This is a genomic window from Actinomyces sp. 432, from assembly GCF_009930875.1.
In the GTDB taxonomy this organism is placed as follows: Bacteria; Actinomycetota; Actinomycetes; order Actinomycetales; family Actinomycetaceae; genus Actinomyces.
Window position 1 is genome coordinate 101,815 of the sequence record NZ_CP025249.1, and the last position, 26,724, is coordinate 128,538.

Annotated in this window: 21 protein-coding genes and 1 pseudogene; 14 read left to right on the forward strand and 8 right to left on the reverse strand. The window is 69.1% G+C overall.

Translation table 11 applies throughout. The features are described from left to right. Nucleotides 1-17 precede the first annotated feature (17 nt). Nucleotides 18-920: an ABC transporter ATP-binding protein gene (locus CWT12_RS00435; protein WP_161923263.1), complete on the forward strand. Its 903-nt coding sequence runs from the start codon at nt 18-20 to the stop codon at nt 918-920. Continuing rightward, nucleotides 917-1,660, forward strand: coding sequence for an ABC transporter permease (locus CWT12_RS00440; RefSeq protein ID WP_161923264.1), 744 nt, complete (start codon nt 917-919; stop codon nt 1,658-1,660). Before CWT12_RS00435 ends, CWT12_RS00440 begins: the two co-directional genes overlap by 4 nt. A 53-nt stretch (nt 1,661-1,713) precedes the next feature. On the opposite strand, the pseudogene CWT12_RS14465 reads toward CWT12_RS00440, so the two are convergent. The 3 genes and pseudogenes from CWT12_RS14465 to CWT12_RS00460 form a co-directional block, all read right to left on the reverse strand. After that, nucleotides 1,714-4,429 (reverse strand): annotated as a pseudogene (locus CWT12_RS14465) (heavy metal translocating P-type ATPase). 25 nt (nt 4,430-4,454) lie between these two features. Next, nucleotides 4,455-4,718, reverse strand: a complete 264-nt coding sequence (locus tag CWT12_RS00455; protein WP_161923266.1) for a heavy-metal-associated domain-containing protein — start codon at nt 4,716-4,718, stop codon at nt 4,455-4,457. 87 nt (nt 4,719-4,805) lie between these two features. Beyond that, entirely contained in the window at nt 4,806-5,087 is a 282-nt protein-coding gene (locus CWT12_RS00460) for a metal-sensitive transcriptional regulator (protein WP_108965358.1), read from the reverse strand. 585 nt (nt 5,088-5,672) lie between these two features. Here CWT12_RS00460 and CWT12_RS00465 point away from each other — a divergent pair. Beyond that, on the forward strand, nt 5,673-6,476 hold the full coding sequence (locus CWT12_RS00465; RefSeq protein ID WP_161923267.1) for a hypothetical protein: 804 nt from the start codon (nt 5,673-5,675) through the stop codon (nt 6,474-6,476). Nucleotides 6,477-6,523: 47 nt separating this feature from the next. On the opposite strand, the gene purB is transcribed toward CWT12_RS00465, so the two are convergent. Beyond that, the gene (gene purB, locus CWT12_RS00470) at nt 6,524-7,948 is read right to left on the reverse strand and encodes an adenylosuccinate lyase (RefSeq protein ID WP_161923268.1); all 1,425 of its coding nucleotides are present in this window, start codon (nt 7,946-7,948) and stop codon (nt 6,524-6,526) included. A 425-nt stretch (nt 7,949-8,373) separates the two neighbouring features. Here purB and CWT12_RS00475 point away from each other — a divergent pair, with 425 nt between their 5' ends. The 3 genes from CWT12_RS00475 to CWT12_RS00485 all read left to right on the forward strand — a co-directional run bounded on the left by CWT12_RS00475 (nt 8,374) and on the right by CWT12_RS00485 (nt 11,828). Continuing rightward, on the forward strand, nt 8,374-9,372 hold the full coding sequence (locus CWT12_RS00475) for a hypothetical protein (protein WP_161923269.1): 999 nt from the start codon (nt 8,374-8,376) through the stop codon (nt 9,370-9,372). 168 nt (nt 9,373-9,540) lie between these two features. Then, nucleotides 9,541-9,759: a hypothetical protein gene (locus tag CWT12_RS00480; RefSeq protein ID WP_203233960.1), complete on the forward strand. Its 219-nt coding sequence runs from the start codon at nt 9,541-9,543 to the stop codon at nt 9,757-9,759. Between the two features lie 2 nt (nt 9,760-9,761). Further along, nucleotides 9,762-11,828: a hypothetical protein gene (locus CWT12_RS00485; RefSeq protein ID WP_161923270.1), complete on the forward strand. Its 2,067-nt coding sequence runs from the start codon at nt 9,762-9,764 to the stop codon at nt 11,826-11,828. Nucleotides 11,829-11,893: 65 nt separating this feature from the next. On the opposite strand, the gene CWT12_RS00490 is transcribed toward CWT12_RS00485, so the two are convergent. Continuing rightward, on the reverse strand, nt 11,894-12,313 hold the full coding sequence (locus tag CWT12_RS00490; protein WP_161923271.1) for a phage holin family protein: 420 nt from the start codon (nt 12,311-12,313) through the stop codon (nt 11,894-11,896). 81 nt (nt 12,314-12,394) lie between these two features. Between CWT12_RS00490 and hisC the strand changes: the two genes are divergently transcribed. After that, the gene (hisC, locus tag CWT12_RS00495) at nt 12,395-13,465 is read left to right on the forward strand and encodes a histidinol-phosphate transaminase (RefSeq protein WP_202616228.1); all 1,071 of its coding nucleotides are present in this window, start codon (nt 12,395-12,397) and stop codon (nt 13,463-13,465) included. Nucleotides 13,466-13,677: 212 nt separating this feature from the next. On the opposite strand, the gene CWT12_RS00500 is transcribed toward hisC, so the two are convergent. After that, the gene (locus CWT12_RS00500; protein WP_202616229.1) at nt 13,678-14,814 is read right to left on the reverse strand and encodes a YwiC-like family protein; all 1,137 of its coding nucleotides are present in this window, start codon (nt 14,812-14,814) and stop codon (nt 13,678-13,680) included. A gap of 621 nt (nt 14,815-15,435) precedes the next feature. Between CWT12_RS00500 and CWT12_RS13595 the strand changes: the two genes are divergently transcribed. Then, nucleotides 15,436-15,981: a hypothetical protein gene (locus CWT12_RS13595; protein ID WP_237564222.1), complete on the forward strand. Its 546-nt coding sequence runs from the start codon at nt 15,436-15,438 to the stop codon at nt 15,979-15,981. A gap of 80 nt (nt 15,982-16,061) precedes the next feature. Here CWT12_RS13595 and pgm read toward each other — a convergent pair whose 3' ends face one another. Continuing rightward, complete coding sequence (pgm, locus tag CWT12_RS00510; protein WP_161923273.1) at nt 16,062-17,741, reverse strand: phosphoglucomutase (alpha-D-glucose-1,6-bisphosphate-dependent); 1,680 nt, start codon at nt 17,739-17,741, stop codon at nt 16,062-16,064. A gap of 213 nt (nt 17,742-17,954) precedes the next feature. Here pgm and CWT12_RS00515 point away from each other — a divergent pair, with 213 nt between their 5' ends. Together CWT12_RS00515 and CWT12_RS00520 are read left to right on the forward strand one after the other, a co-directional pair. After that, on the forward strand, nt 17,955-18,362 hold the full coding sequence (locus tag CWT12_RS00515) for a Rid family detoxifying hydrolase (RefSeq protein WP_161923274.1): 408 nt from the start codon (nt 17,955-17,957) through the stop codon (nt 18,360-18,362). Between the two features lie 85 nt (nt 18,363-18,447). Beyond that, the gene (locus CWT12_RS00520) at nt 18,448-19,890 is read left to right on the forward strand and encodes an ATP-binding protein (protein WP_161925209.1); all 1,443 of its coding nucleotides are present in this window, start codon (nt 18,448-18,450) and stop codon (nt 19,888-19,890) included. A 130-nt stretch (nt 19,891-20,020) separates the two neighbouring features. Here the strand turns inward: CWT12_RS00520 and CWT12_RS00525 are convergent, their stop codons facing one another. Then, nucleotides 20,021-21,247, reverse strand: a complete 1,227-nt coding sequence (locus CWT12_RS00525) for a Gfo/Idh/MocA family protein (protein ID WP_202616230.1) — start codon at nt 21,245-21,247, stop codon at nt 20,021-20,023. 282 nt (nt 21,248-21,529) lie between these two features. Between CWT12_RS00525 and CWT12_RS00530 the strand changes: the two genes are divergently transcribed. From CWT12_RS00530 to CWT12_RS00545, 4 genes are all read left to right on the forward strand, one after another. Then, nucleotides 21,530-22,312: an ATP-binding protein gene (locus CWT12_RS00530; RefSeq protein ID WP_161923275.1), complete on the forward strand. Its 783-nt coding sequence runs from the start codon at nt 21,530-21,532 to the stop codon at nt 22,310-22,312. Further along, nucleotides 22,305-22,550 (forward strand): MarR family transcriptional regulator, encoded by a 246-nt coding sequence (locus CWT12_RS00535; protein WP_161923276.1) that lies wholly within the window; start codon nt 22,305-22,307, stop codon nt 22,548-22,550. The genes CWT12_RS00530 and CWT12_RS00535 overlap by 8 nt, the downstream gene beginning before the upstream one ends. A 659-nt stretch (nt 22,551-23,209) precedes the next feature. Further along, nucleotides 23,210-24,856: a DUF5129 domain-containing protein gene (locus CWT12_RS00540; RefSeq protein WP_161923277.1), complete on the forward strand. Its 1,647-nt coding sequence runs from the start codon at nt 23,210-23,212 to the stop codon at nt 24,854-24,856. Nucleotides 24,857-24,897: 41 nt separating this feature from the next. Beyond that, the gene (locus tag CWT12_RS00545; protein WP_161923278.1) at nt 24,898-26,610 is read left to right on the forward strand and encodes a DUF5129 domain-containing protein; all 1,713 of its coding nucleotides are present in this window, start codon (nt 24,898-24,900) and stop codon (nt 26,608-26,610) included. Nucleotides 26,611-26,724: the final 114 nt, after the last annotated feature.

The window sequence follows — 26,724 nt, forward strand, 5'->3', positions numbered from 1 at the left end:
CGTGAAAGGGGACTGTTGTGCAGCCGGTGGTTGTTCTCGGCGTGTGCCGTTCATATGCGGGACACCAGGTGCTGCGGGACGTGGATCTGGTGGTGGAGCGGGGGTCGTTCCATGGTGTGATCGGTCCCAATGGTGCTGGTAAGACGACGCTGGTTGAGATCATCCAGGGTGCGCGCCGTGCTCAGGCGGGCAGTGTGGAGCTGCTGGGTCGGGCACCGTTGCCGCGTGATCCGCGTCTGCTAGTGCGGGTGGGGATTCAGCCGCAGGCCACGGCCTTCTTTTCTCGTGCCACGGTGTGGGAGCACCTTTCCGCCATCGCCGCGATATTTGGCGCCTCACAAGCACGGGCTGAGCAACTCATTGAGGCCATGGATCTGGGACACGTGCGCAACTCGCGTGTGGAGCGGGCCTCTGGTAGTGAGCGGCAGAAATTGGCGGTGGCCTCGGCGATGGTGCATCGGCCGGAGGTGTTGTTCTTGGATGAGCCGACGGCGGCTCTGGATGCGACGGCTCGTCATGACCTGGTGGGCTTGCTGGCATCGGCGCGTGAGGAGGGCACGACGGTGGTGTATACGACTCACCATCTGGAGGAAGCCGAGCGCCTGTGCGATGTGGTCACCATTCTTGATGGTGGCCGGGTGGTGACGACGGCATCTCCGTCTGCTCTGGTTGCCGGTGCGGGTAGTGATGCCTCGGTGCTGCTGCCCGGGGCGGCGCCGTATTTGGATGTAGTGACCGGCCTGGATGTGGTGACAGCTGCGACCGTGAGTGCGGGCGGGTTGGTGATTCACGTGCGTGACGTGGGTGAGGTGTTTGCGGCCCTTGGCGCGGCGGATGTGCCGACCGCAGGCGCGCAGGTGCACAGCCCGACCCTCGAGGACGCGTTCATGGAGCTCACAGGGAAGAAGTACGAGTCATGAGCCCCTTCAAAGCCCTAACAGTTTCCCTGGCGCGCACCAGTCTGCGCGATCCGGCCACCATGCTCTTCTCATATGCATTCCCTCCGGCACTGCTGGTTGTCCTTGCGTTGAGCATGGGTGACCAACCAGGGGTGGACGGCCATGACACCGTTGACTTCATCAGTCCCAACGTCATGGGCTTTGGAGTGGCATTTGTTGGCATGTTCGCCGGCGCCACAACTATTGGCGAGTGGCGGGAGAAGGGAGTCGGACGTGTCCTGCGCAGTGCGCCAATGCCCGTGAGCTCAATCCTCGCCTCGGCGCTGGCCGTCGCCGTCGTCTCCGCACTCGTGCAGGCGGTGCTCATCGTGCTCACCGGGTTTGTGCCGACGGTCGGTGTCACGCTGTCGCCATGGGCAATCCTAACCGTGGTGCCAGTGTTCCTGGGGACTTTACTCTTCTACTCCCTGGGCATGCTCTTCGGCCTGGTGCTGCCCACCGTCACCGCAGTCTCCCTGGCGGTGATGATTGTGGTCCTGCCTATGGGTTTCGCCTCCGGCGCGCTGCTGCCGTTGGAGATTCTGCCGGGATGGATGCATACGCTCGCCAACTTCCTGCCGCTGACCTACCTGCTCGACGCGTTGCGCTGGCCGCTGACGGGCGTGGCCGAGCTGAGTGACGCGCTGATCGGGATCGGCGTCACTGGCGTCGTCGGGGCGGCGCTGTTTTGGGCCGCCACCAAGCTGATGCGCTGGACGTGAGATGCCGAAGCGAACCGACCTCGGCGCGTCCCGCGTCGACTGCTTCCCGGCAGCTACTTTCCGGCCCTGCGCAGGCGCAGGGAGTTGGTGACCACGATGACGCTGGAGGCGGCCATGGCGGCGCCGGCGATCATCGGGTTGAGCATTCCGGCCGCGGCCAGCGGAATCGCGGCCACGTTGTAGGCGAAGGCCCAGAACAGGTTCTGCTTGATGATTCGCAGCGTGTCCCGGCTGATGCGGATGGCCGTCACCACGGCATCCAGGTCAGCGCGCACCAGCGTGATGTCCGCGGCCTCAATGGCCACGTCCGTGCCCGACCCCATGGCGAAGCCCAGCCCGCGCGTACCCGCCTGAGCCAGGGCCGCGGCGTCATTGACGCCATCGCCGACCATGCCCACCACGTGGCCCTCGCCTTGCAGACCGGCGATCACGTCGCGCTTGTCGCCCGGCAGCACCTCGGCGCGCACGTCTGCGGCGTCGATGCCGACCTCCCGGGCCACCCGGTCCGCGGTCCGCCGATTGTCGCCGGTCAGCAGCACCGGGCGCACCCCCAGTTCGCGCAGTGCGGCAACCGCCTCCCGGGAGGAGGGGCGCACCGTGTCCCGCACCGCCAGCACGGCGCGGGCGACGCCGTCCACGGCGAGTACCACGGCGGTCGCCCCGGACTCCTGCGCGGCGGCGACGGCGCCGGTTGCCTGTGCGGGAAGGTCCACCCCTTGCTCCGCCAGCCAGGCCGGTCGGCCCACTCGGACCCGGTGGGCGGCGCCGTCCAGCGTCACCGTGCCGGACACTCCCCGCCCCTCGTGGTTGGAGAAGTCCCGCACCGCCGGCACCTGCTCGAGCCGTTCCTTGGCGGCCTCGGTGATTGCCCGGGCCACCGGGTGCTCGCTGGCCGCCTCCACACTCCCGGCCAGGGCGAGGGCCTGCAACCGCGTGCTTTCGGGGCCGGGGCGGTGAAGCCCCTCTCGGCTACCACCCGCGATCCTCGTACCTCGGATCGCTCCCGCCAGCCCCACCACGCCTTCGAGCGGCTCCCCCGCCCCGGCTGAGTCCGGTCCGACCCCTCGGCGCCGGGTGCTGGGGATGCGGAGTCCTCCGCTGCTTCCACCCCGCCGTCACCCTCGGCGTCCCAGGTGACGATCCCGTCGGCGTCCAGGCGCATGCGGCCCTCGGTGACGGTGCCGGTCTTGTCCAGCACGATCGTGTCCAGGGTGCGGGTGGACTCCAGCACCTCGGGCCCCTTGATGACCACGCCGAGCTGGGCGGCGCGCCCGGAGCCGACCAGCAGCGCCGTCGGCGTCGCCAGCCCCAGTGCGCAGGGGCACGCGATCACCAGCACGGATACGGCCGCCATGAACGCGGGCTGCGCCGGGTGCCCCAGCGCCAGCCACACCGCCGCCGTGGCCAGCGCCAGCACGATCACCGCCGGCACGAACACCCCGGAGATGCGGTCGGCCAGCCGCTGCACCGGTGCCTTGCCGGCCTGCGCCTCGGTGACCATGGCGCCGATGCGCGCCAGCGTGGTCCCCGCGCCGACCGCCGTCGCCCGCACCAGCAGCACGCCGGAGGTGTTAATGCAGCCTCCGGTGACGGCGTCGCCGGGGCCAGTCTCCACCGGCACCGACTCACCGGTGAGCATGGAGGCGTCCACCGCGGAGCGGCCCTCGATCACCACGCCGTCGGTGGCGATCTTCTCGCCCGGACGCACCACGAACAGGTCGCCGGCGGCCAGGGCGTCGATCGCCACCGTCTCCTCGGTGCGGGCGGCCTCGGGGAGGGGGGCGCCGTCGTCGTCAAGCACATCGACGGCATCTGTGGAGCCGGTGGGGGAGGTCAGCGTGACCCGGGTGGCCTGGGTGGCGCCGAGCTTCAACAGGGCGCGCAGGGCGTCTCCGGAGCGGTAGCGGGCGCGCGCCTCCGCGTAGCGGCCCGCCAACAGGAAGGTGGTCACCCAGGCGGCGGACTCGAAGTACATGTGCACCTGATGCCCCTGGGCGCGCGGGAGCAGCTCCATGCTCATATGCGCCCCCAGCTGGCCGGCGCCGCCGAAGATCAACGCCCACAGGCTCCAGCCGGTCGCGGCGATTACGCCCAGGGACACGAGCGTGTCCATGGTGGAGGCTCCGTGGCGCAGCGCCCGGAGAGCGGAGCGGTGGAAGGGCCAGGCACCCCAGGTGGCCACCGGCAGAGCCAGCGCCGCCACCACCCACTGCCACCCGGTGAACTGCAGCGCGGGAATCATCGAAAGCGCCATCACCGGGATCGACAGCACCAGGCAGACGACCAGGCGGGTGCGCAGGTAGGCGGCCCTTTCGGCCTGGGACTGGCCGAGCACCGGAGCCGGTGAGCTTGCGTCTGCCCCGGCCGGCGCCGGTGCGGACTCGGAGCCGGCGGACGCGCCGGATGAGACTGCGGTGGAAGAGTGTGTTTCCGCGTCGGTCGCCGCTGCCGCATCGGGTCGGGGCGCTGCGGAACCGGAATCGCCGTCGGTCGGCGCCAGGTCGGTGCGGCCGGTGACGGTGGCCGTGTAGCCGGCTCGCGCCACCGCATTGATCAGTTCCTCATTGCTCACCGGTGCGCTCAGCGTGACCCTGGCGGACTCGGTGGCGAGATTGACGGAGGCCTTGACACCGTCGAGCTTGCCCAGCTTCTTCTCCACGCGCGCCACGCAGGAGGCGCAGGTCATCCCCCGACCGCGAGGTCGACGGTGGCCACCGGCGTCGAGCTGGGGGCGGCGTCGGTGGTGGCGGTGTGAGTCGGCTCAGACATGTGTTGATCGGCCTCCAGTGTGAGCTCAGGCGGCGTCGCGTTCGATCGCGTCGAGGGTGTAGTCGCCGGCCTCGTCGATGGCCTCGGCCAGGGCGGCATCCGACAGGACCACATCGGAGACGACCGTGGCCACGGACTGCCCGCCCTTATTGAGGATGACGGAGACATTCTTGACGCCGTCGAGGGCCTCCAGCTCCTCGGTGACGTGGGCGACGCAGTGGTCGCAGGTCATCCCGGAGATCCTCAGGGTGGTGGTGCGGTCGACGCCGTCGGCGGTGAACTCGGACATGATGGGCTCCTTGATCTCGGTGTGTGGGTCTGGGTCTGGTTTGCGAGCGGCGAATGCCGGTGCCGGCGGGCGCCGCCCGCCGTGCGGTCAGGACTTGACCAGGCGGGCGATCGCGTCGGAGGCCTCGCGGATCTTGGCGCGGCCCTCCTCGTCGGAGGACTGTGCCGCGTGCAGCACGCAGTGGTTCATGTGATCCTCGAGCAGGCCGAGGCTGACGGCCTGGAGTGCCTTGGTGACGGCGGAAACCTGAGTGAGTACGTCGATGCAGTAGGCGTCCTCCTGGACCATGCGCGAGATGCCGCGCACCTGCCCCTCAATGCGACTGAGTCGCTTGAGGTAGTCCTCCTTGGTTCCCGTGTATCCGGCCATCGCTCCTCCTGCCCGTACATGGTGCACGTGGTGTCGGCCGATCTGAAGCGACCGACAACCGTCACAATACCCCTAGGGGGTAGGGGTTGCAATGCCGCAGGGCAGGAGCGGCAGGGCAGGGGACTCGGTGCGGCGGGCGGCGCGGGCTCGCCACCAACGCTTACTGCGTCCCCCTTCCTTCCCCCTTCGCGTCCTGGTGCACAGGAGTTTGCCGCACGCCGGAGGGAAAAGGCTCGGAACGGGGTGCAAAGCATCGGGGAAGGCGGCGGATTCGGCGGCTGGTACCCGATGTCTGAAATCTGGCTACCTGCGGCGATATTCAGTGGGGGAGGCGGCGAGACCCGGGGTTGCCTCTTGCGTGGTGTCACAAAATGCACCACTTTCATCCGCCTCGCAGCAGCGTCATCACTGCGATCCGCGTCATCACGCGATTCTCGCCGATGGGCTCGCGGGAGTGGCGGTGAAAGTGGTGCATTCAGTGACAGCGATGCGGGTGGTTCCCCGTATCGAGGCTCACGTCAGGAGGGGAATGCGGGCGGGAAGGGTAACTGGGCCTCGCTGCGCCAACTGTGGGATGCTGGTCACATGAGCGAGCAGCGTGCACCCGCGGAAATGAGCGCCGCCGACACCTCCGACACGTCCTGGGCCCCGATCGGCTGGGAGCCGGCTGACATCGGCTTCGATGACGCTCCCTTCGGCAGCGTCCTGGGCGACCCCCTCATGGGCTCGCCCATATTCGATGTTTCAGTGCTCGACGCCACGCCCTCCGCCGGCGCCGACGATGCCAGACCGCGCCCCGCCCAGGTGCCCCCCGCCTCGCATCCTGCTGCGGTCGCCCCACCCGGCAGCAGCGCACAGCAGCGGCCCGCACCGCAGCATCCCGGATACCCCCAGCCCGCTACCCGGCCGCCGGTGCAGCCCTCCTCGCGGAGTACTCCGGGCTACGGGCTGCGGCCAGCGGCGGCCGCAGGCGTACCGACTCCAGGCGGGGGACCGGTGCCGACCCCCGGAGCGCCATCACGATCCGCGGCCGGATACGGCGCAGCGCCGCGGATGCGGTCGGCCGCTGTGGTGGCCGGCGGCGCCCCCACCAGCCGGAGCGCCGGAATGGCCTCCACGCCCGTGCCCCGCCCTCCCGCCCCGAACCCCTATGCACCCGCGCAGGCGCAGCCGCTACAGCCAGTCGCGCAATCCGCCTCCGTCCACGGCCTGCCGCAGCCGCGTGTACCAGGGCAGGGCCCGTACGCGCAGGCTCCATCGCGGGGTGCCCCACCGACTTCCCGCCGGGAAGGCCAGACCGATGACACTGAGGGCATCAGCGGTTTCGTGCCCGCCGGGATCTGGTGGGCGATCGCCTTCCTGCTTCTGATCATCTTCTCCAACATGTGAGGCGTCGCGGGAGCGCGTCTCCCGGAGCGACGCGGGGGAGGCCGCGATCAGGCGTCCAGGTGCCGGACCAGGTGGGCGGCCAGGCCCGTGTAGGTGGCGGGCGTCAGCGCCAGCAGCCGCGCCTCGACCTCGGCGGGCATGCCCAGGCCCGCGATGAAGTCCCGCATGGAGGCGGCCGTGACCCGCTTGCCGCGCGTGAGCTCCTTGAGCCGCTCGTAGGGGTCGGCCATGCCGGTGGCCCCGGCCACCGACGCCGCGCGCATGGCCTGCTGTACCGGTTCGCCCAGGACCTCCCAGGTGGCGTCGAGGTCCTCCGCCAGGCGGGCGTGGTCGACGTCCAGCCCGGCCAGGCCGCGGCGAATGTTGTCGATCGCCAGCAGCGAGTGGCCGAAGGCCACGCCTACGTTGCGCTGCGTGGTGGAGTCTGTCAGGTCGCGCTGCAGCCGGGAGGTGACCAGGGTGGCGGCGAGCGTGTCCAGCAGGGAGCAGGAGATCTCCAGGTTCGCCTCCCCGTTCTCGAAGCGGATCGGGTTGACCTTGTGCGGCATCGTGGAGGAGCCGGTGGAGCCCTGCGCGCTCAGGCGCTGGTGGAAGTAGCCTAGCGAGATGTAGGTCCAGGCGTCGGTGGCGAGGTTGTGGGCGATCCGGTTGAAGCGGGCTACGTCGGCGTACAGTTCCGCCTGCCAGTCGTGGGACTCGATCTGGGTGGTGAGCGGGTTCCAGGTCAGGCCCAGGGACTCGACGAAGGCGCGTGCGACCTCCTCCCAGTGGGCGCCGGGCACCGCGACCACGTGCGCTCCGAAGGTGCCGGTGGCCCCGTTGATCTTGCCCAGGTACTCGGCGCCCTCCACCCGCTTGACCTGCCGGCGCAGCCGGTGGGCCAGCACCGCCAGCTCCTTGCCGAGGGTGGTAGGGGTGGCCGGCTGGCCGTGGGTGCGGGCGAGCATGGCCGCGTCGGCGTGCTCGCGGGCCATGGCGGCCAGGTCGTCCACGAGCCCGCGGGCCGCGGGCAGCCACACCTGTGCGACGGCATCGCGGATGGTCAGCGCGTAGGCGAGGTTGTTGATGTCCTCGCTGGTGCAGAAGATGTGGACGATCTCGTGCACCTCGGGCAGCACCGTGGTGCCCAGGGCCTCGGGGGCGGCGTCCAGGCGCCGCTTGAGCAGGTACTCCACGGCCTTGACGTCGTGGCGGGTGACCGCCTCGATCTCGGCCAGCTCGGCGATGTCCGCCGCGCCGAAGGCGTCCACGACGCCGCGCAGGTAGGTCTTCTCGGCGTCGGACAGCACGGGGGCGCCGGGCAGTGCCCGGAGGTCGGTGAGGTGGATGAGCCACTCCACCTCCACGCGCAGGCGCGCCCGGTTCAGGGCGGCCTCGGACAGGTAGTTGACCAGTGGTGCGGTGACGGCGCGGTAGCGGCCGTCGAGCGGGCCGAGGGCGATGGCGGGGGAGACGGTGGCGAGGTCGACCATGACGCCGATTCTGCCAGGCGTGGCCAGCGGCGGAGACAGGTGTCTCAACCGGGTCGACTCAAGCGCGAAAGTAGGATGCCTCTGCGGACCCCCTGAGCGTTCGGGGTGGTTTTGTCCGAGATCGGCAGTAACGCTGAATCCGACGTTCCGGAGTCACCTCATAACCGCATGATTTCAACGATCTTTGAGGCGCCTCATGGCGCTGTTAGCTCGTTCGTGCCGATCTGCGACATTCCGGGCCCCGCCTCGAGCCGGGGAAGAGCAGAGAAGAGCTCTGTAAGGTTCCCCTTGTCGACGACCATGTACAGGAGTGTACAAGAGGCGGGTGAGCTGCTCGCTGCCGGTTCCTACGCCGGACAGCGTTCGCCCGAGCCGGTTGTAGCCGCCAACGGGCTGGCCGGCCGCGGCGGCCTAGCATTGGGGTCATGTCCGAACAAGTACGGCGGCTGAACGCGGGCGACCTGGCAAGTAGCGAGATGCACGTATTGATGCGTGCGGCCGCCGGACTCCCCGGGACCGAGATCCGCCGGATTCTCGCGGAGACCGCCGACGACGCCGTCGAGCGCCTATGGTCCGGGCGGCCCAACGACTGCCTGCCCCTGGCCGCCGCGTGGCGCGGGTGCGAGCGGCCGGACGGCGGAGAGGATGACGTCATGAGCGAGACTGCGAGACGGCCTTCGCCCGAGCCGAGTTCAGACGACGTGCCCCAGTGGATCAACGACCTGGTGCCGATCGCCGCCCGGGCACGCGCCCTGCTGCGAGCGGGCGCGCCCGCGCTGCTCGTTGCCGTGGCCCTCGTCCTGGCGATCCCGCAGCTGGTGGCGCATCCCTTGCCGTGGGTGGCCGCGGCGTGCGTGGCGCTGGGCGGATACCTTGCGCTGCGGCACGGCGGACTTGCAGTGCCGACGGCGGGCGTATCGGCCATTGGCGGTAATGCCGCCGGGCCGCGGGCAGTATCCGGGGCGCCGGCCGCGGTCGGCGCTGGGCCACAGTCCTCGGCCGGGGGTTCGGCCGCGACCGCCTCCGGGGAGCTGCGCCCCGGCGGCCGCACGGGCGCACTGCTGGCGGTGCTCGACCTGGTGCTGTCAGCCGTAGGCCTCGCCCTGTGGGCCGGCCTGGCACTGGCCGGAACCGACCGGGCGCTGCTGCTAGCGGCTATCGCTGCTGCCGGAGGGCTTGTGGCGGGCGTCGGCCTGGTTACCGTCATGGAGCTGGTCGGGCGGCGCCGTACCGGCGTGGTCGCTGCGCTCGCGGCCGTCACACTGAGCGTTGCCGTCGCAGTTGCCTGCGGCCTCACCCCGGCCGCGCCCTCCTGGTGGTTGGTGCTGGGGCTGGCGGTGGGTGCGGACGCGGTCGGCGCAATCGCCCTGCGCGTGGCGGTCCGCAACGACCGCCGCTCTGCGCAATTGGTTGACGCCGCCTGAAGCAAGCGCCCGCACCTTTGCGTCCCGCCCCTGGAGCGTCCGACGGCCTAGTGCTGCCTCCCGCCCGGGCGGCCAGCAAAACCCACAGGTAGTGTTCGTACGCCCGTGCGTCTGCCGCGTTCACAGCCACCCTGCGGGCACCGCCTCGGTCGCTCTACCGTCGAGGCCATGTCCTCCTTCCTTCTTTCAATCGCAGCGGACAAGGCAGAGGTTGGCACCGCCTTGGTTCCCGCCACCGTTCCGACCGACTGGACCGGCTCCGCCGCCTCGGCCTGCCAGACCACCCTCGATGAAGTAGTCACCCTCGTAGGCGGGCTCGATGCCCTCATGACCGACGCCCAGAACGCCATGACCCTACTGGAAGCCGCCGAGAGCGAGGAGGGTTAATCATGACCGTAAACACCACCAGTGGTGTGTCCGCCGCGGACCAGTACGCGCTGAAGTCGTTGAATCTGCGCACCCCACTGGCGAGCTACGCAGACCCCAGCAGTGTTCCGGTCGGTTCCGGCCCCCTCGGGCAGGGCACCGGCGCCGGATCGGTTCCCTTCGGTGCCACCGCGTCGGGCGGGGACCAGGACGATATGGTGTGCCGCAGCGGCGACCCGGTCCTCGGCGGGGGAACCTCCCCCGGTTCGGGCCCTTACACCACGGACGCCGCCCTGCCCTACCCCCTGACCTGGTCCGGCATGCCCGCTGGCACCGGCGTCGTCGTCAGCGGCGGAACCTACGGGGTGAACACCAACGATCTCACCAGTTTCGCCACCACTCTCTGCACCGCGGCCGACTGGCTGGAGGATGCCCGTGACCTGGCACTGGCGTGCCTGACGGACCTGCGCTGTGACGGCTTCGGGGTCATGATGTACAGCCAGCCGAACATCGGCGCGAACGGCTCCTGGAACTTCGGCTTCAATTCGGCGCATGAGGCCATCACCTCGGGTGGTGCGCAGTGCTACTCCCCGGTGTCCGACTCGTGCGCCACAGAGCGCGCCAATGCCATCGCCGCCCTGCAGTCACTCACCAGCGGTGCCGGCTCCCTCGACGACGCCGCCGACAGCCTGCGTACGCTCGCCACTGCGGTCACCCTCAGCGCCGCCACCTACACGGACACCGAGTCGGGCATGAAGGGTCGGTGGCTCCTGATGCTGCAGACCGCCCGCCTGGGGATCAAGTTTGGAGGCGGGTCTCATGCAGTCATTGCGGCGGGAATCGTAGGCGCACTGGCGGTGCTGAGTGCGGACGGCGCCGCCCTGCCCGACGGCATGGATGATGCGCTCCAGGGCCTTGAAATGCTGCTGGGCGACCCAATGCTCGATGACTGGGTCAACACCGACCTCATGATCCTCCTGGCTCTGGCGATATGGGCGAAGCAGGCCAAGACCGGCCTCGAGGCCGCGTCCATCGAGACCTACATCGGTCAGGTAGCCGAGGAACTGGACCCCGCGATCTCTGCCATGCTGCCTGACCAGGTGCCCGTCGGCAGCCGCATGGTGGACACCGCTTCCCTGACACCCATGCAGCGCGTGGTCTACTACCTGGCCGTGCGTGCCGAGCAGTCGGGGGCGTACCGCTACGGGGAGCCCACTGGCGTGACCGTGACCCCGCACGGCGGACAGTCCGTCACGGTCCCTCCCGGCGTGCGCGACCCCTTCGGGCTCGGGACTGCCGTTCCCGCGGTAGCCGCAGCGCTGCCGCAGTCGGGCACCGGCCCGCAACCGGGGACGGTCGCTGAGGTCATCCGCTACTCCGACGACATGAAGGGCCGCGACGAGGACACCTCCTCCGGCGTGGTCTCCATCCTGCGCACCGACCACGCCGACGGAACCACCTCCTGGCTCGTCGTGGTGCCCGGCACCACCGACTGGGGCAGCGGCAACACCAACCCGCAGGACCTGCTGACCAACCTGCAGGCGGTATCCGGGCGGCCGACCGACATGGAGACCGCAGTGGTCACCGCCATGCGTGAGGCCGGTATAGCCCCTGGCGACAAGGTCGGCCTGTACGGGCACTCCCAGGGCGCGATAACCGCCTCCAACATCGCCGCCGACTCGGCAGTCGCCGAACAGTTCAACATCACCAACCTGCTCACCGCCGGGGGCCCGACCGCGGGCGCGAACCTGCCCGAAAGCGTCAACGCCATCCACCTAGAGAACACCGGCGACGCCGTGCCCGCGCTCGATGCGGCGCCCACCCCGCGCACCCCCACCCGCACCGTGGTAACCATCGACACCCACGCGGCCGGCGTGGACGGGTACCCTCACGCGCCGCAGATCTATGCTGACGCCGTCGACGGCATGCACGGAAACCCGCAGATAGACCAGTGGACCGAGGAGCTCGGAGGCATCACCGGAGCCGGGGAGGACGGGGCGAAGACCACCGAGATCATCTTCGACATCACGCGCGACAGCCCTGAGACCACCTGGGAGCAGGTGGCGCAGGGCGTCGGCAAGCAGGGGTGAGGTGCGGCGCGGCGAGGAGCAGGGCCCGGGCAGCGGTCGCCTCAGTGCTCACTTCAGTGCTTGCCTCAGTGGCCGTTTCGGTGGTCGCTCGGCCCCAGAACGCCGACGATTATCGCCGAGGCGACCGACACGATCAGAGAGCCCACGATCGCGGTGCCGAACGTGGCCACGTGCAGTCCCAGCGTCAGTTCCGCACCGGTGCTCACGCCGGCCAGTACGTCCGTTATCCGGCTGGTCAGCATGAGCATCGCCCCATTGACCACCAGTGCGAACAGCCCGAAGGTCATCACGTACAGGGGAAAGGCCAGCACGCGGGCCACGGGCTTTATCAGCGAGTTCACCAGCGCCAGTACCAGGCCCACCACCAGCAGGTTGACCACGGTCAGAGTCAGGCTCGGTGTGCCCGGCACGGCCATGCCTGGCAATAGCGCAACCGCCAGCCACAGGCCGCCCGCGTTTCCGAGCGTGCGAACAATCAAGTCCATGCGTCCATACTCCCAGACCCGGGTCCCGGCGGGAACGGGATGCGGGTCACTCAGGCCTGCGCTGCGTGCCAGGATGAGGGCATGACCCCCGTGCATCTCCGCTCCGCCGTCCAGACTCTGCCCGCATATGTTCCCGGCGCCCGTTCCACCGGGAAGGACGTAGCCAAGCTCTCCAGCAACGAGCTGCCCTACCCGCCGCATGCCAGTGTGCTGACCGCCCTGACGGCAGCCGCGGGTGGCGCCAACCGCTACCCGCAGATGGCGGGGGACGCGCTGGTGGAGGCGATTGCCAGGCGGCACGCGGTGGCGCCCGAGCAGGTGGTGGTGGGCAACGGGTCGGTCGCCCTCATCCAGCACGTCCTGGACACCGTCTGCGACGAGGGTGACGACGTGGTCCTGCCGTGGCGCTCCTTCGAGGCCTACCCCATCTGCATCGCAGTCGCCGGCGCGCGGGCCGTCAAGGTTCCGCTCACGGCCGACGGCCGACACGACGTACCCGGCATGATCGCCGCCATTACTCCCCGCACGCGCGCCCTGCTCGCCTGCACTCCCAATAACCCCACCGGTCCGGCACTGACCGCGGATGAACTCGCCGCGCTGGTGGAGGGCGTGCCTGAGCGAGTGCTAGTGATCGTGGATGAGGCCTACCTCGACTTCGTCACCGACTCCGCGGTTGGGGATGCGCTCACGCTGCTGGAGGAGCACCCGAACCTGCTGGTCAGCCGTACCTTCTCCAAGGCGCACGCTCTGGCCGGCCTGCGTGTGGGGTACCTCGTGGGCGAGGCCGGCATCATCTCCGCTATCCGGTCGGTAGCGACGCCCTTCGGCGTGAACCTGCCGGCGCAGGCAGCCGCGGTCGCCGCCCTGGAGCCAGAGGTGTTGGGCGAGACCGCCCGCCGCGCCGCAGCCGTTGCGGCCGAACGGGATCGGGTGCTGGCCGCGCTGCGCGAGCAGGGGTGGGACGTGCCCGACTCGCAGGGGAACTTCTTCTGGCTGGCTGTCGGGGAGGAGACGAGCGCGCTCGCGGAGCACTTCGGGGCTGCCGGGATCCTGGTGCGCCCCTTCGTCGGCGAAGGTGTGCGCGTATCCATCGGCACCCCTGCTGAGAACGACCGCGTGCTGGCCGCCACTGCCGCCTGGCGTGCGCGCTGAGGAGGGTGGGTTGTTCAGGTCCCGAACGTGCATGTAGGCGACTCGCCGGACCGATGGGGCAGCTCCGGCCGTCCGTGGGGATGGCGGTGTTATGGGTCCTAACGGCCCGTATAGTGCAGGCCGCTCCGGCCATTTGTGGGGATGGCTGGAGTCGGGCAGCACCACCACGTCCTGCTCCAGGTTGCCCCTGCCGTCTGCGGGGATGGCGCCCTTCAGTGAATGGCGATAGTCAGCAGGAACAACAGGCAGAAAACGATCTCGGTGATGCCCATGACCCGGGGACGCAGCGGGGCTCGGCGGGCACGCACCAGATGCCACTGCCATAGCGGCACGACCAGGGAGCGCACAGCGAACACCAGCCACAGTGCGGCATGCGCCCACGGCAGCCAGCCGCCACTGGCGAGCCACACCGTGCCGGCGGCGACGAGTGCGTGCCACGCGACCGTGCCCGCCAGTAGCGGCCGGTTGAAGCGCTCGCGGATCATCGACTTGATGTAAGGCACCGTCCCGCAGAAGTAGGCCGCTGTCAGTGCGGTCACCAGCCACATCCATGCCCATCCCGTCAGCTCGCCGTTGGGGGAGGCTCCGGGCAGGCTGGTGGCGTCGGGTCCCGTGCCTAGGAATCCTCCGCGTCCGCCGACTCCGAGCGAGTAGGTGACTGCCGCGATGAGGGAGGCGGCGATCGTGGTAGCCAGTCCCGAGAGGAGTGAACGCTCTCGGCCGCGCCAGGACTCCCGTAGGGCGACTGCGCACAACGGCGCCAACGGCACCGCCCACTGCAACAGGTATGGGGCCACGGATAACGTCACAATGCCAAGCAGAGCGGTCCAGCTGGTGTAAACCGCCAGCGGAGGCAGCGCCAGTGCGCGCCGACGCGGGGAGCGGGCGCGGGCCCACTGTGACCAGGCCCAGTAGGTCAGGTAGGCGCCCAGCCAGGCGGGGATGAACAACAGGTTCACCCAGCTGAACCCGCCCACGACCCAGCCCATGATCGGAGGCAGCAGCAGCATGTAGTGCGCGCCGTGCTGGTTCGGCATCCAGGTACGGCGGCCGGTTTGTGCGCTCGTGCGTGCCGAGGCTGGAGAGCCCGTCCTGGGCGCGCCGGGCCGTGGGGATGCGGCGCCGCTGCGCCCGGCCCGGGTGGACGCTGGGCGCACCGGCTCTCCCGTCGCCAGCAGGAGGTCGTCCTCGGGGCCGGGGCGCGACTGCTGATGCGGAATAGGGCCGCGCGGCCCGCGCCCGCCCGCCGGTGCCGAGCCGACTGCGGCGGAGTCCGTGTCCGCGCCTGGCAGCCCGGAGACGTACTCGATGTGGCGGTCGGAGGGGCCTGAGGGGCGCTGCTGAGTCACGCAGGCAAGCCTAATTGGCCCGGATCTGTCATGGAATGCACCACTTTCGGGTGTGGTGCGTCCTGGGGGTCACGGCGATCGGCGTGATTCTGCGCCTGGGTTCCAGGCTTGTGGGCCGGGGACAGCGTACGCAACGTGAATGTGGTGCATCCAGTGACACCGGGGCCGGTATCTGCGGATGGGGCGGGTTGGCAGGAGCGTCTGACGGGCGGGCGGCTGCTCCGAAGACGGGCCAGGCGGTGCAGGTTTTCCACAGACCACGTCTGTCTGTTGAGTGTTGACGATTATGTTTGACAGTATTTGATTGTGGATTGTGTTGATAGGGAATCTCGTCTCGTGGCTGACCTCAGTCGCTGCGGTGCCGCGCGGCGCGCAAGTGTGTGCCGTGACCGCTCCGACTGGCGCGCCCTCGCGAGGCTGGTTGAGGGAGGCAAGGTCGTTTCCTATCCCCAGGGGGTAGTCGCGTTGCCGTCGACCGATCGGGCGACGGTCGTGGCCAGGCGCGTCGGTGGCTTGCTGACTTGCGGGCACGCGCTTGCGCACTACGGAATTCCCCTGCGCCGAGAGCCAACTGTTGTTCACGTCGCTGTTCGGCGTGGGCGCAGCCATACCCCGTCGGGAGTGGGGCGGGTTGTTGTTCACCGGATTGAGGGGCTGGCGCCGCAGGACCCGCTGAAGCCGCCGGTCGCCGATCCGGAGTCCGTCCTGCTGACGGTGATGCGCTGCGCTGACGAGCTCGATGCGCTGATCGCACTGGATGCCGCTCTGCGAATCGGGCTGGTTGACAAGACCATGCTTTTGACCAGGTTGATGGGCCCGCGTAATGGTCGCCTGAGATCCCTGCTGGGGCGGGCTGATCCTCGGGCTCGTTCCCTCTTGGAGACGATTGCTCGGTACGACCTGCAGGAGGCCGGGCAGGAACCAGAAGTAGCCGCCGATCTCGGCTTCGAGGTGGATCTACTCATGGGGCGCCTGGTCATTGAAACAGACGGGTACGCCTACCACGGCGACCGGGACTCCTGGGAGAACGATCGTCGACGCGACCAGTCGTTGCTGCGGCGGGGTTATGTGCCGCTCAGGCTGACCAGTGCTCAGGTGCTCTCGCGGCAGACCGTACAACTCGTCGAGCCGGTGGCCCGTCGTTTGGGCTGTTGGCGCGAGAACTGAACACGGGGTCCGGCGATGGGACGTCCCATCGCCGGACCCCGGCTGTGTTGTGGCGTGGTGCTGTGCCTACCGCGCGGCGGTCAGCCGCCGAGGGCGGCGGAGACCACCTGCTTGGCCTCCTCCTGGACCTGCGCCAGGTGGTCGGCGCCCTTGAAGGACTCGGCGTAGATCTTGTACACGTCCTCGGTGCCCGAGGGGCGCGCGGCGAACCAGGCGTTGGCGGTAGTGACCTTGAGCCCGCCGATGGGGGCGTCGTTGCCGGGGGCGCGCACCAGGCGGTCGGTGATCGGCTCCCCGGCCAGCTCGGTGGCGGTGACGTCCTGCGGCGACAGCGCGGCCAGCTTGGCCTTCTCCTCCTTGGTGGCGGCGGCGTCGATGCGGGCGTAGGCGGAGGCGCCGAAGCGCTCCACCTGCTCCTCGTGCAGCTGGGAGGGGGTCTTGCCGGTGACGGCGATGATCTCACTGGCCAGCAGGGCCAGGATGATGCCGTCCTTGTCCGTGCTCCACACGGTGCCGTCCTTGCGCAGGAAGGAGGCGCCGGCGCTCTCCTCGCCGCCGAAGCCGACGGAGCCGTCCAGCAGGCCGGGCACGAAGTGCTTGAAGCCGACCGGCACCTCCACCAGCTTGCGGCCCATGGCGGCCACGACTCGGTCGATGAGGCTGGAGGACACCAGTGTCTTGCCGACGGCGGCGTCCACGGGCCAACCGGGCCGGTGCGTGAACAGGTACTCGATGGCAACGGCCAGGTAGTGGTTGGGGTTCATCAGCCCGTCGGGGGTGACGATGCCGTGGCGGTCGGAGTCGGCGTCGTTACCGGTGGCGACGTCGTAGGGGGTGTTGCCGTCGGCGTCGGGGGTCATGGCGTTGCGCAGTGAAGCCATGGCGTTGGGGGAGGAGCAGTCCATGCGGATCTTGCCGTCCCAGTCCAGGGTCATGAAGGACCAGGCAGGGTCGACCTTCGGGTTGACCACGGTCAGGTCCAGCCCGTAGCGCTCGCCGATGGCGCCCCAGTAGTCCACCGAGGCGCCGCCCAGGGGGTCGGCCCCGATGCGCACGCCGGCGTCGCGGATGGCATCCATATCGATGACGTTCTCGAGGTCGGCCACGTAGGTCTCGAGGTAGTCGTGCTTGACGACGTAGTTGCCGTCCAGGGCCTCGGCGATCGGCACGCGCGGCACATCGCGCCAGCCGTCGGCCAGGAGCTCATTGGCGCGCGCGGCGATCCAGCTGGTGGCGTCGGAGTCGGCGGGGCCGCCGTGGGGCGGGTTGTACTTGAAGCCGCCGTCGCGGGGCGGGTTGTGCGAGGGGGTGACGACGATGCCGTCGGCCAGGCCGGGGCCGGTGGTGCGCACGCCGGACTCGGTGCCGGCGCCGTTTGCCAGCAGGATCGAGTGCGAGACGGCGGGGGTGGGCGTGTAGGAGCCGCGGGCGTCGATCGCGGTGGTGACGCCGGCGCCCGAGAGCACCTCGATGGCGGTGCGCCAGGCCGGCTCGGACAGGGCGTGGGTGTCGCGGCCGATGTAGAGCACGCCGTCGGTTCCCTGGGAACGCCGGTACTCGACGATTGCCGCCGTGGTGGCGACGATGTGAGCCTCGTTGAAAGCGGTGTCCAGGGAGGAGCCGCGGTGGCCGGAGGTGCCGAAGACGACCTTCTGGGCCGGGATCGCGGGGTCGGGGACAAGTTCGTAGTAGGCGTTGACGACCTCATCGACGTCAATGAGGTCCTCTGGTTGGGCGGGAAGTCCTGCGCGTTCGTGCATGGGTGCAGTGTGTCACGGACCACGGGGCATGTCCCGGGAATCCCGGAAGTCGGACGTATTGGTCTTGCTGGAGCGGGCAGGGCGGCGGTCCGTGGGGCGGCGCGGGCCCGCCCGGGGCGACCGGCCGCGGCGCGTCATTGGTGCCGGTCTCGGCGTGTTACTGGTGCCGGTCTCGCGGGATGGCGGGCTGTGGCGCGCGGCTAGGATGCCGACATGTCGACCGCTGTACAGACCGCCATTGCCACTACCAGCGCCCCGGCCGCCGTCGGACCCTACTCCCAGGCCGTGTCCACCGGCGCGGGCAGCGGCGCCACCGTCTACATCTCCGGGCAGGTGCCGCTCGACCCGGCCACCGGCAAGCTGGTCGACGGCGGCATCGTGGCCCAGGCCGAGCGGGTGCTGACCAACATCGGCGCAATCCTTCAGGCCGCCGGCCTGGGGTACGAGCACGTCGTCAAGACCACGGTGCTGCTGGCGGACATCGCCGACTTCGCCGCCGTCAACGAGGTCTATGCGCGCTTCTTCACCGGCGCGGTGCTGCCCGCCCGGGCGGCCTTCCAGGTGGCGGCGCTGCCGCTGGGCGCGGGCGTGGAGATCGAGGCCGTCGCGGTGCGCCCCTGAGGGGCGCCGCCGACGCAGCCGCGGCGCCCGCTACTGACAAGCTACTGACAACTACTGTTAATTTCTTTACAGTAGGTCTGTGAAGATGGCTGCGAGAGAGCCGACAGGCAAGATCGACATCGATGCGCTGGCGGTGGCAGAACCGCGGCAGCGCGGGGTGCTGCTCGCTGGTGCGCCGGAGACCCAATGGTTTGAACGCAAGTCGGTGCGCGTCGACGCCAAGCGGCTCGCTGCCGCGCTGATCGGCATGGCCAATGCCGAAGGCGGCATGGTGGCTGTGGGGGTCAGCGAGGGGCGGATTGAAGGTATTGACGGCGAGACCCGCAAGGTCAACCGACTGCGCCGGGTCCCGGTTGATCTCATCGATCCGCCACTCGTGCTCAGGGTGGAGGAGATGCCGGTCGAACGCTCCGACCACACGCAGGACCATGTCCTGGTGTTTCTGGTGGAGCCGAGTCGTCACGCCCATCAACGCACCGACGAGGAGGCCTTCATTCGGGCGGGTGACTCGACCATCACGCTGAGTCGGACAGCCTGGCAGGAACTCGTCTACGACCGTGAGGCCGATGCCTATGAGGCGCAGCCGGCTCCAGTCGGCCTCGAAGGTGTGGACTCGGCTCGTGTAGACGCACTTCGGAAGGTCATTGGCGCGGAAGGGGATGACCTGCACGTACTGCGCGCACGCTCTCTAGTAACTCCCGATGATCGATTGACGGTTGCCGGACTGCTCCTGGTGGGGGTGCACCCGCAGCGTTTCCTCCCGCAGGCACTCGTGCGCGTGCTGCGATACCAGGCCGATGAGACCGGTGTGGGATCACGCCAGACGATGGTTGCCGATGGTGATCGCCGCCTGGAGGGCACGATCCCGGAGATGATTGAAGCCGCCTTCTCCTTGGTCGAGGAGTGGGCTCCACGCCGTCGTGCACTCGGCGTAGATGGCAAATTCGGTCCGGTGGATGTCATTCCTCGCGAGGCGTGGATGGAGGCGATCGTCAACGCAGTCATCCACCGCTCGTACTCGATGGCTGGTGACCACATCCGGGTCTCGATCTTCCCACATCGTATTGAGGTCTCCTCGCCGGGCCGTTTCCCCGGACTGGTCGACCCGTCCCGACCGCTTGAGATCGCCAGATATGCGCGTAACCCGCGTATCGCGCGCGTCTGCTCGGACCTGGGATTCGCTCAGGAACTGGGTGAGGGGATTCGTCGCATGGTGGGGCAGATGCGCCAGGCAGGTCTCGGCGATCCGGTGTACCGGCAGACGTCGACGAGCGTAATAGTGAGTCTGGATGCCGCCTCGCGAATATCGACGACGGTTGCCGACCGGCTTGGCCGGCCCGCGCTCGATGCCATGGCGTTGCTGCGCAGCACCGGGCCGCTCGGTACTGCGGACATTGCTGACGCGATGGGTGTCACCCGCCAAACGGCGTTGAAGCGCCTCAAGGCTCTGGAGGCCGAGGGATTGGTGATGCGCACCGGTAGGTCGCCGCGAGACCCGCGATCTACGTGGGTCATCCCCGGGGCCTGACCAGCAGGTACGTACGGCCGAAGATGTGGATTCCGCAGGTACCCGCTACTGACAAGCTACTGACAACTACTGTTAATTTTTTAACAGTAGTTGTCAGTAGTTGGCGGTCCTGGTCGGTGGACGCCGGCCCTTAGGCCCAGTCCTCGACGTCGGTGGTCACGTCCCGGCCGGAGGCGGCGGCCTGATCGATGGCGCAGGAGAGCAGGTGGTCCTGGCAGGCCTGCGCCAGCGGGTAGGGGGCCGGGCCCTCCTCCCGCACCCAGAGGCCGGTGTCCTGAAGGATGGTGGCGACGGCGAGGTCGTCCTCGCTCATGCGCGTGCCGACCCACGGGTTGCGGTAGAGCACTCGCCCGTCCAGGCTGGCGTGGATCAGGTCGTTGCCCTCGAGGTTCAGGTCGCGCCCGGTGCGCCGGTACTCGATCCGGCTGGTCACCGCCCCGGCGTCGGGCACCCAGCGGGTGACGGCGTCGTCGACGATCTCCCCCAGGGTGCCGCGCACCAGCACGCGGCGGGACAGCAGTGGGTTGTGCCACTGATTAGAGGTGAACTCGTAGACGCCGGTGCGGCCGGAGTCGAAGGCGAGAGTGGCGAGCACCGTCTGGCCGGACTCAACCGCCGGCACGGCGCTCCAGCCGTCGCGGCCGAGCGGCTGGAGGAGCGGTACCGGGAAGCTGCGGGCGGTGACGGTGACGGGGCCGGCGAGCGGGGCGGCGTCGTCGGCGAGGAAGTGCCGCAGCAGGGAGACGGCGTGGTAGCCGTGCGTGGAGGAGACCTGCGCCCAGGCGGGCGTGCCGATGGCGCCGGCGCGGATGGCCGCGAGGCGGGCGGCGTGACCGGGCATGCGCGTGTACTGCTCGGCGACCTGTACCAGGCTGGAGGCGCCGACGTCGTGCCACAGGGAGCGCAGCGAGTCGGGGTCGGGTGCGGGCGGAGTCTCCGCCAGGACGGGGGTGCGGCGGTCCACCAGTTCACGGATGAGGTCCGGCATGGCGGCCCAGCTCGCCGACGGCACGACCAGCTCGGGGGAGCGGGCTCGCAGGCCGTCGAGGGAGTCGGTGGTGGCGACGCCGAACTCCTCGGCCAGGGCCGCGCGAGCCTCGCCGCGGCGCGCCAGGACGCCCACGCACTCCAGCCGCCCGGGGGCCATGGTGGCCAGGCGCAGGAAGAAGCGGGCGCGCCAGCCCGCGCCGACGACGCCGAAGCGCACCGGCCCGCCCGACGGCGGGGCCGGGCTCTGGTCGGGCATGGGGGCGCTGTAGGGGCGGGTCGTCGCGGGCGCGGAGGGGTGGCGCGGGTGGGCGGGCGTACGTGCGGCCGGGACGGGGGCATGGTCGGTGGTGTGGGCGTCGCTGCTCACGGCGGTCTCCTCGGGCTGCAGACTTCATCGTCGAGACGGCAACGACGCTATACCCCGGGCGAGGCGGAGGCAACGGTGCGGCGGTAGGCCTGTGTGTACCCCGTAAGTGCGGTGGCAGTTACCGCGTCGGCGATTCGCCAACACGCCTGGAACCCGTTCGCTGCGCGGGTGCATGACCCACTGCTCTCAGCGACGACTTCACTCAGGTCACTGACGTGCTCACTCTAGAAAAAAAGACTCTCACTGTAGAAAGTGAGGCTCTCACTGACGTGCACTGAGGTCGTGACTGACGAGGAACTTGAGAAACACGTCGTCGCACAGGGCCTGGAACGGGGAAGCTATAAGCGAGTCGGCGACGCGGACAAGCGCCTGACCACGTACGAGGTACACCTCCTGAGGACTCGGAATGTCAACGATCATGCCGATCGCCAGCCTGTTGGCGGGCGGACCTTCGCAGATCTCGATCCGGACCTGGTGAGCCGCACGGTGGAAAGGGTGCGGGCAAGCGGCTCGCGTGCACTCACAGGGCTTGCCCCGGATGATCACGTATCCGCACTGCAGAGGCTTAACGCTCTTACGGTCGACGGCACTCCCACCCTGGCCGGCTATCTGGCTCTCGGTACTTACCCACAACAGGAGTATCCCCAGCTGACCATCGATGTAACCGTTCATCCTGGTACCGCCAAGTCTCAGGACCCCACCGTCAGATTCCTAGACCGCCGTAACTGTGATGGTCCACTGCCGCAGGCAATTGACGATGCCGTACACACCGTCATGCGCAACCTACGCACGCGTCGAATCGTTGAAGGTACCCGTGGCACCGACATTCCCGAGATTCCGGAGGACGTCCTGCGGGAGGCAATTGCCAACGCGGTCATGCACCGCGACTACTCCCACTTCGTTACAGGGCAGCAGGTTGCTGTCAATGTGTATGCCGATCGCGTCGAGGTCATCAACCCTGGCGGCTTCTGGGGTGATCGCACCAAGGAAAACGTCACCGATGGACACTCTGCGTCACGTTCTCGCGAGTCTTGTCGCCGACGGTCTCCTGGTGGGTATGAATGACGGCCCCTATGCGCTCGCCGATCAGACAAGGAGCGTTGAGGCGACGGGAGCTGAGTGGGAGATCCTTGCCGTCCTGAGTGCGGACGAAGCTCTTTCCGTTCGGGATGTAGCAAAGGCTACGGGTAAGACGCTAACTGCGCTTCGGCCGGTGTTGCGGGAACTTGTCGAGCGTGGCTTGGTGGTCGCGACGGCGCCGCCTACGAGCCGCCGCCGTAAGTACCTGCTCGCAGGCATGTGACAGTCGCCCAAAGTGTGAGCTGGCCGGCGGGGCCGGGTTGTCTCTCCCGGTCCCGCCGGCCCGTGGCGTCGAGGGGAGCCTCCCCGGGGTTCCCACATCCCGGGGGCTCGCGCCTCCTTCGCCGGAGCGGAACGGCGCGGGCTCCCATGTACCCGGCCTGTCCTCGGTGGTGGGTCGGTCATCGGGCTCCCCAACCCTCGCGACCCGCACCGTCCGGCGGCAGAACTCATATAACTCTCTCGACCTGAACGGTCACCCCCGGCGGACCTTGGAAAATACGGGGAAGTTGTGTCCGCCCGGGCCGCCCCCGGTGTATGCCCGGTGTATGCCCCGTGGGCCGCGCCCGGTGTATGCCCCGTGGGCCGCCCCGGTGCAGGGCCCGTCGGCCTCCTCGGCGCTGGGCGGGTGTACTGCGAACATTTGCCCTCTGCTACGACGTTTTGCACCCTGGTGTATGGCAAATACCTGCACACCAGGGTGCAAAAGTTCGTAGTAGGCGCTAGGCCTGTCCGCCCGCCGCCTGGCGCCACCTCCCGCCGCCCGCCGCCACCTCCCGCCGCCCGCCGCCACCTCCCGCCGCCCGGCGCGCGGGCAGCGCTCCCCATGTCCCGGCCGTGCCGGTACCGTTACTGTTCTGCAAGAATGCTCCGGAGGTGCACGTGTCCGACCTGATCATCCGCTGGGGTGGCCTGCGCGCCGTTGCCGCCCTCACCGTCAAGTCTCTGCTCATCGTCGTGCTCGGCGTATTCGTGCCGCTGTACGTATTGGACCCTTTCGGCGCCACGTACGCCCCGGCGGTCGAGATCCACGATGAGGCCGACGCGCTCAACGATGACGCGCTCCGCCCCGCCCTGGAGGACATCGGCTTCCGCCGCGACATCCGCCTGGCCGTCTTCACCACCAACGACGTCGACCGCTACGCCGAGTCAGACACCGTCTTCAACGACGCCGTCCTCGACTACGCACTAGAGCACGAGCCGTCGTGGATCTCCACCGCAGACCCCGACGTCTGGGCCGACGGGCTCGTGATTCTCGCCGTCTCGCCCCGGGGCCGCTGGGTCGGTTGTTACTTCGGCGAGGACGTCAAGGTCGACCTGCGCACTCAGCAGAATATCCAGGACGCCGCGAAGGGCTCCTTCCGCATGGCGCGCTGGGAAGCAGGCCTGGAGGCCATGGCACAGCGCACCGCCGACTCGCTCGGCAGGCCGATCGCGTCCACGGAGATGGCGTTGTACGTAGCGTTCATGAGCCTGGCCGCCGCCCTTACGCTGTTGGCGTGGATGTTCTGGTCCCGCCATGAGGCGCGCGACGCCTACAGGCAGGCCCGCCGCCACTTCACGCGGATCACCACCGACTATGACGCCACCCAGATCCGCGCCGGCACCATCCCCGCTGACGACGCCCACGGCGCTCAGGTGCTGGCCCGCTTTGCCTGGTTCGAGGAGCGCTATGCGGGGCTAGTGCGCATGTTCCGCGACTTCGGCTCCCCCCGCGGCGCCCAGTGGTTTATGGGCGGTCGTCGGCGGCATGCCCAGAAGCTGGCCGACAGCGCCACGGAGCTGGACAAGGTCGACGACGTCATCGCCGCCGCATCCGCCTTCCTCACCTTCGGCCCCGGCTGGGACAAGGCTTGGGAGAATGAGAAGGGGCCGGTGCGTGAAGACCTCGCCTCCTACGCAGAACTATGCACCTACGTTGCCGAAAGCACCCGGCTGGCAAACGTGAGCTTCGACGTCGAATCCGACCGCGCCTGGATCCGGAGTCGTGAAGACCGGCTCGCGGCGATGACCTTCGACCTGGTACTGCGCAGGCTCACGCCGTCGGCTGCCCTGAGCGAACTGGACACGATTGCCGCGGATGTGCATCACCGCTGCGAGACCCTAGCCCGGCGTGCCCTGGCGGCGGACACCTCGAGCCTGGGCCGAGAAAGGCTCAGCCGCTACGAAGACGATCGCCGGTCGGGCGTCCACCGCAGCGGCGAGTCCGACTACCAGGGCTGGTGGTCCGCTTCCCTCAGCGGCCGCGTTTACTACAACCCGGCCACCACGATCCGCATCAACTCCAAATCGGTGGGCCTGCGTGCGCCGGGCCTGTCCGCCTCCGGCGTCGGCCCGGTGCCGCGGTTCTCCCGTCCGGTTGCCAACCTGGTGACCGGTTACAGCAGGGCGTCCACCTACACACCCCCTTTCGCGAGCGGGGATGGCTCCTTGGGGTTCTCCGGGTCCGGCTCCTCAAGCCACTTCAGCGGCGGCGGTGGTCACAGTGGCGGCGGCTTCCACGGCTCCGGCTCCTCCTCCCGCTTCTGAGCGAGACCAGCAGTGTGCAGTCAGCAAGACCAGGGGTGCCCGTGTCCAATCTGATCGTCCGCTGGGGCGGCCTGCGCGCCGTCATTTCGCTCGCCGTCAAGTTCTTGATCGTCGTGGCGCTTGGCCTGGTGATCCCGCTGTACCTCGCAGCTCCCTTCGGCGCCACCCACACCCCGGCGGTCGAGATCCACGATGAGGCCGAGATTGTTGACGACGACGCCCTCCGCTCTGCCTTGGAGGGCGTCGGCTTCCGCCGCGACATCCGCCTGGCCATCCTCACCATGGACGACGTCGACACCGAGACCGTCCTCAACAACACCGTGGTCAACAACACTGCCTTCAACGACGCCGTCCTCGCCTACGCCCTAGAGCACGAGCCGTCGTGGATCTCCACCGCGGACCCCGACTACTGGGCCGACGGACTGGTGATCCTCGCAGTGTCCCAGCGGGGCAGGTGGGTCGGCTGCTACTTCGGCGAGGACGTCAAGGTCGGTAAGTACACCGAGGGGAAGATCCAGGACGCCGCCAAGGACTCCTTCCGCACGTCGCAGTGGGGGGCGGGCCTGGAGGCCATGGCCCAGCGCACCGCCGAATCGCTCGGTAAGCCCATCACCTCGGCACGGGTGGCGGTACTCGTGACCTGCCTGAGCATTGCCGCCGCCATCGCCCTGCTGGGGTTGATCTTCCTCTTCCGCCACGTGGCGCGCGACTGCCTGCAGCAGGCCCGGCGGCGCTTCGCCGAGGTAACCGCGGACTACGACGCCACCCAGATCCGGGCAGGCAGCGTCCCCGCCGATAACGCATACGGCGCCCAGGTGCTCGCCCGCTTCGCCTGGTTCGAGGAACGGTACGCGCAGTTGGTGCGTCTGTTCCGCGAGTTCGGCGAGCCCCGTGGCGCCCAGTGGTTCGCCCTGGGCTGCTTAGGGGATGCTGCGGAGTTGGACGACAGGGCTGAGGAACTGGACCGGCTCGACGACTTCATCGCCGCGGCCTCCACCTTCCTCACCCTGGGCCCCGGCTGGGAGGAGGTGTGGGAGAACGAGCAGGGGCCGGTGCGCGAGGACATCGGGTCATATGCCGCTCTGTGCGCCTCCGTCGCCTTCAGTACGTTGCAGGCCAAGGTGAGTTTCGACGTCGCGCCGGACCGTGACCTGGTCCGGGAACGGCGCGACCGGCTGGCGGCCATGACGCGCGAGCTCGCCTCCGGTGCCCTGACGCCGACGGCGGCCCTGGACGAGCTCGACGCGATGGTTGTGGACGTCCACCAACGTTGCGACGACCTGGCTCGGCGGGCGCTGGCGGCGGACACCTCCAGCACGGGTCGCAAGCGGCTGGCCCGCTACGAGAAGGACTACGCGCAGGGCAAGTACGCCGGCGAGGGCGCCGACTATCAGGGCTGGTGGTCCACCTCGGCGCGCAGCGAGCGCCACCACTACGACCTGGCCGCGACCATCCGCATCAACTCCAAGTCGGTGGGCCTGGACGCCCCGGGCCTGTATGACGCGGTTGTGCGCCGGCCGGGTGCCCATGACGTGGGGGCGTACGGCGCGAACTGGCCGTACTCGGAGTCGGGTGCCTCCGGCGTCGGCGCGGTGCCGCTGTTCTCCCGGCCCGTCGACGGCCTGGTTACCGGTTACAGCAATATCGTGTCCCCCTCCTCCGGCTCCTCTTCCGGGTCCTCCTCCGGCGGGTCTGGCTCCTCGAGCGGATTCGGCGGCAGTTTCTCCGGTTCGGGCTCCAGCTCTCACTTCTGAGGCCGACGACGCCGCTGTGAGGCGGTCCGGGGGCGCACGTGGAGCCGGCCGCTTTGGTGCCGGCGCGTTGCCCGCTGCCGGCGGTTGTCGCGGCCCGCCGGGGTCGGTCGCCGA

Excerpts from the sequence above, each read along its gene's own strand:
- hisC (WP_202616228.1), top strand. The coding sequence starts at position 12,395 with ATGACCCCCGTGCATCTCCGCTCCGCCGTCCAGACTCTGCCCGCATAT.
- CWT12_RS00455 (WP_161923266.1), bottom strand. The coding sequence starts at position 4,718 with ATGTCCGAGTTCACCGCCGACGGCGTCGACCGCACCACCACCCTGAGG.
- CWT12_RS00535 (WP_161923276.1), top strand. The coding sequence starts at position 22,305 with ATGAATGACGGCCCCTATGCGCTCGCCGATCAGACAAGGAGCGTTGAG.
- pgm (WP_161923273.1), bottom strand. The coding sequence starts at position 17,741 with ATGCACGAACGCGCAGGACTTCCCGCCCAACCAGAGGACCTCATTGAC.
- CWT12_RS00475 (WP_161923269.1), top strand. The coding sequence starts at position 8,374 with ATGTCCGAACAAGTACGGCGGCTGAACGCGGGCGACCTGGCAAGTAGC.
- CWT12_RS00440 (WP_161923264.1), top strand. The coding sequence starts at position 917 with ATGAGCCCCTTCAAAGCCCTAACAGTTTCCCTGGCGCGCACCAGTCTG.
- CWT12_RS00520 (WP_161925209.1), top strand. The coding sequence starts at position 18,448 with ATGGCTGCGAGAGAGCCGACAGGCAAGATCGACATCGATGCGCTGGCG.
- purB (WP_161923268.1), bottom strand. The coding sequence starts at position 7,948 with ATGGTCGACCTCGCCACCGTCTCCCCCGCCATCGCCCTCGGCCCGCTC.
- CWT12_RS00465 (WP_161923267.1), top strand. The coding sequence starts at position 5,673 with ATGAGCGAGCAGCGTGCACCCGCGGAAATGAGCGCCGCCGACACCTCC.
- CWT12_RS00515 (WP_161923274.1), top strand. The coding sequence starts at position 17,955 with ATGTCGACCGCTGTACAGACCGCCATTGCCACTACCAGCGCCCCGGCC.
- CWT12_RS00480 (WP_203233960.1), top strand. The coding sequence starts at position 9,541 with ATGTCCTCCTTCCTTCTTTCAATCGCAGCGGACAAGGCAGAGGTTGGC.
- CWT12_RS00460 (WP_108965358.1), bottom strand. The coding sequence starts at position 5,087 with ATGGCCGGATACACGGGAACCAAGGAGGACTACCTCAAGCGACTCAGT.
- CWT12_RS00485 (WP_161923270.1), top strand. The coding sequence starts at position 9,762 with ATGACCGTAAACACCACCAGTGGTGTGTCCGCCGCGGACCAGTACGCG.
- CWT12_RS00490 (WP_161923271.1), bottom strand. The coding sequence starts at position 12,313 with ATGGACTTGATTGTTCGCACGCTCGGAAACGCGGGCGGCCTGTGGCTG.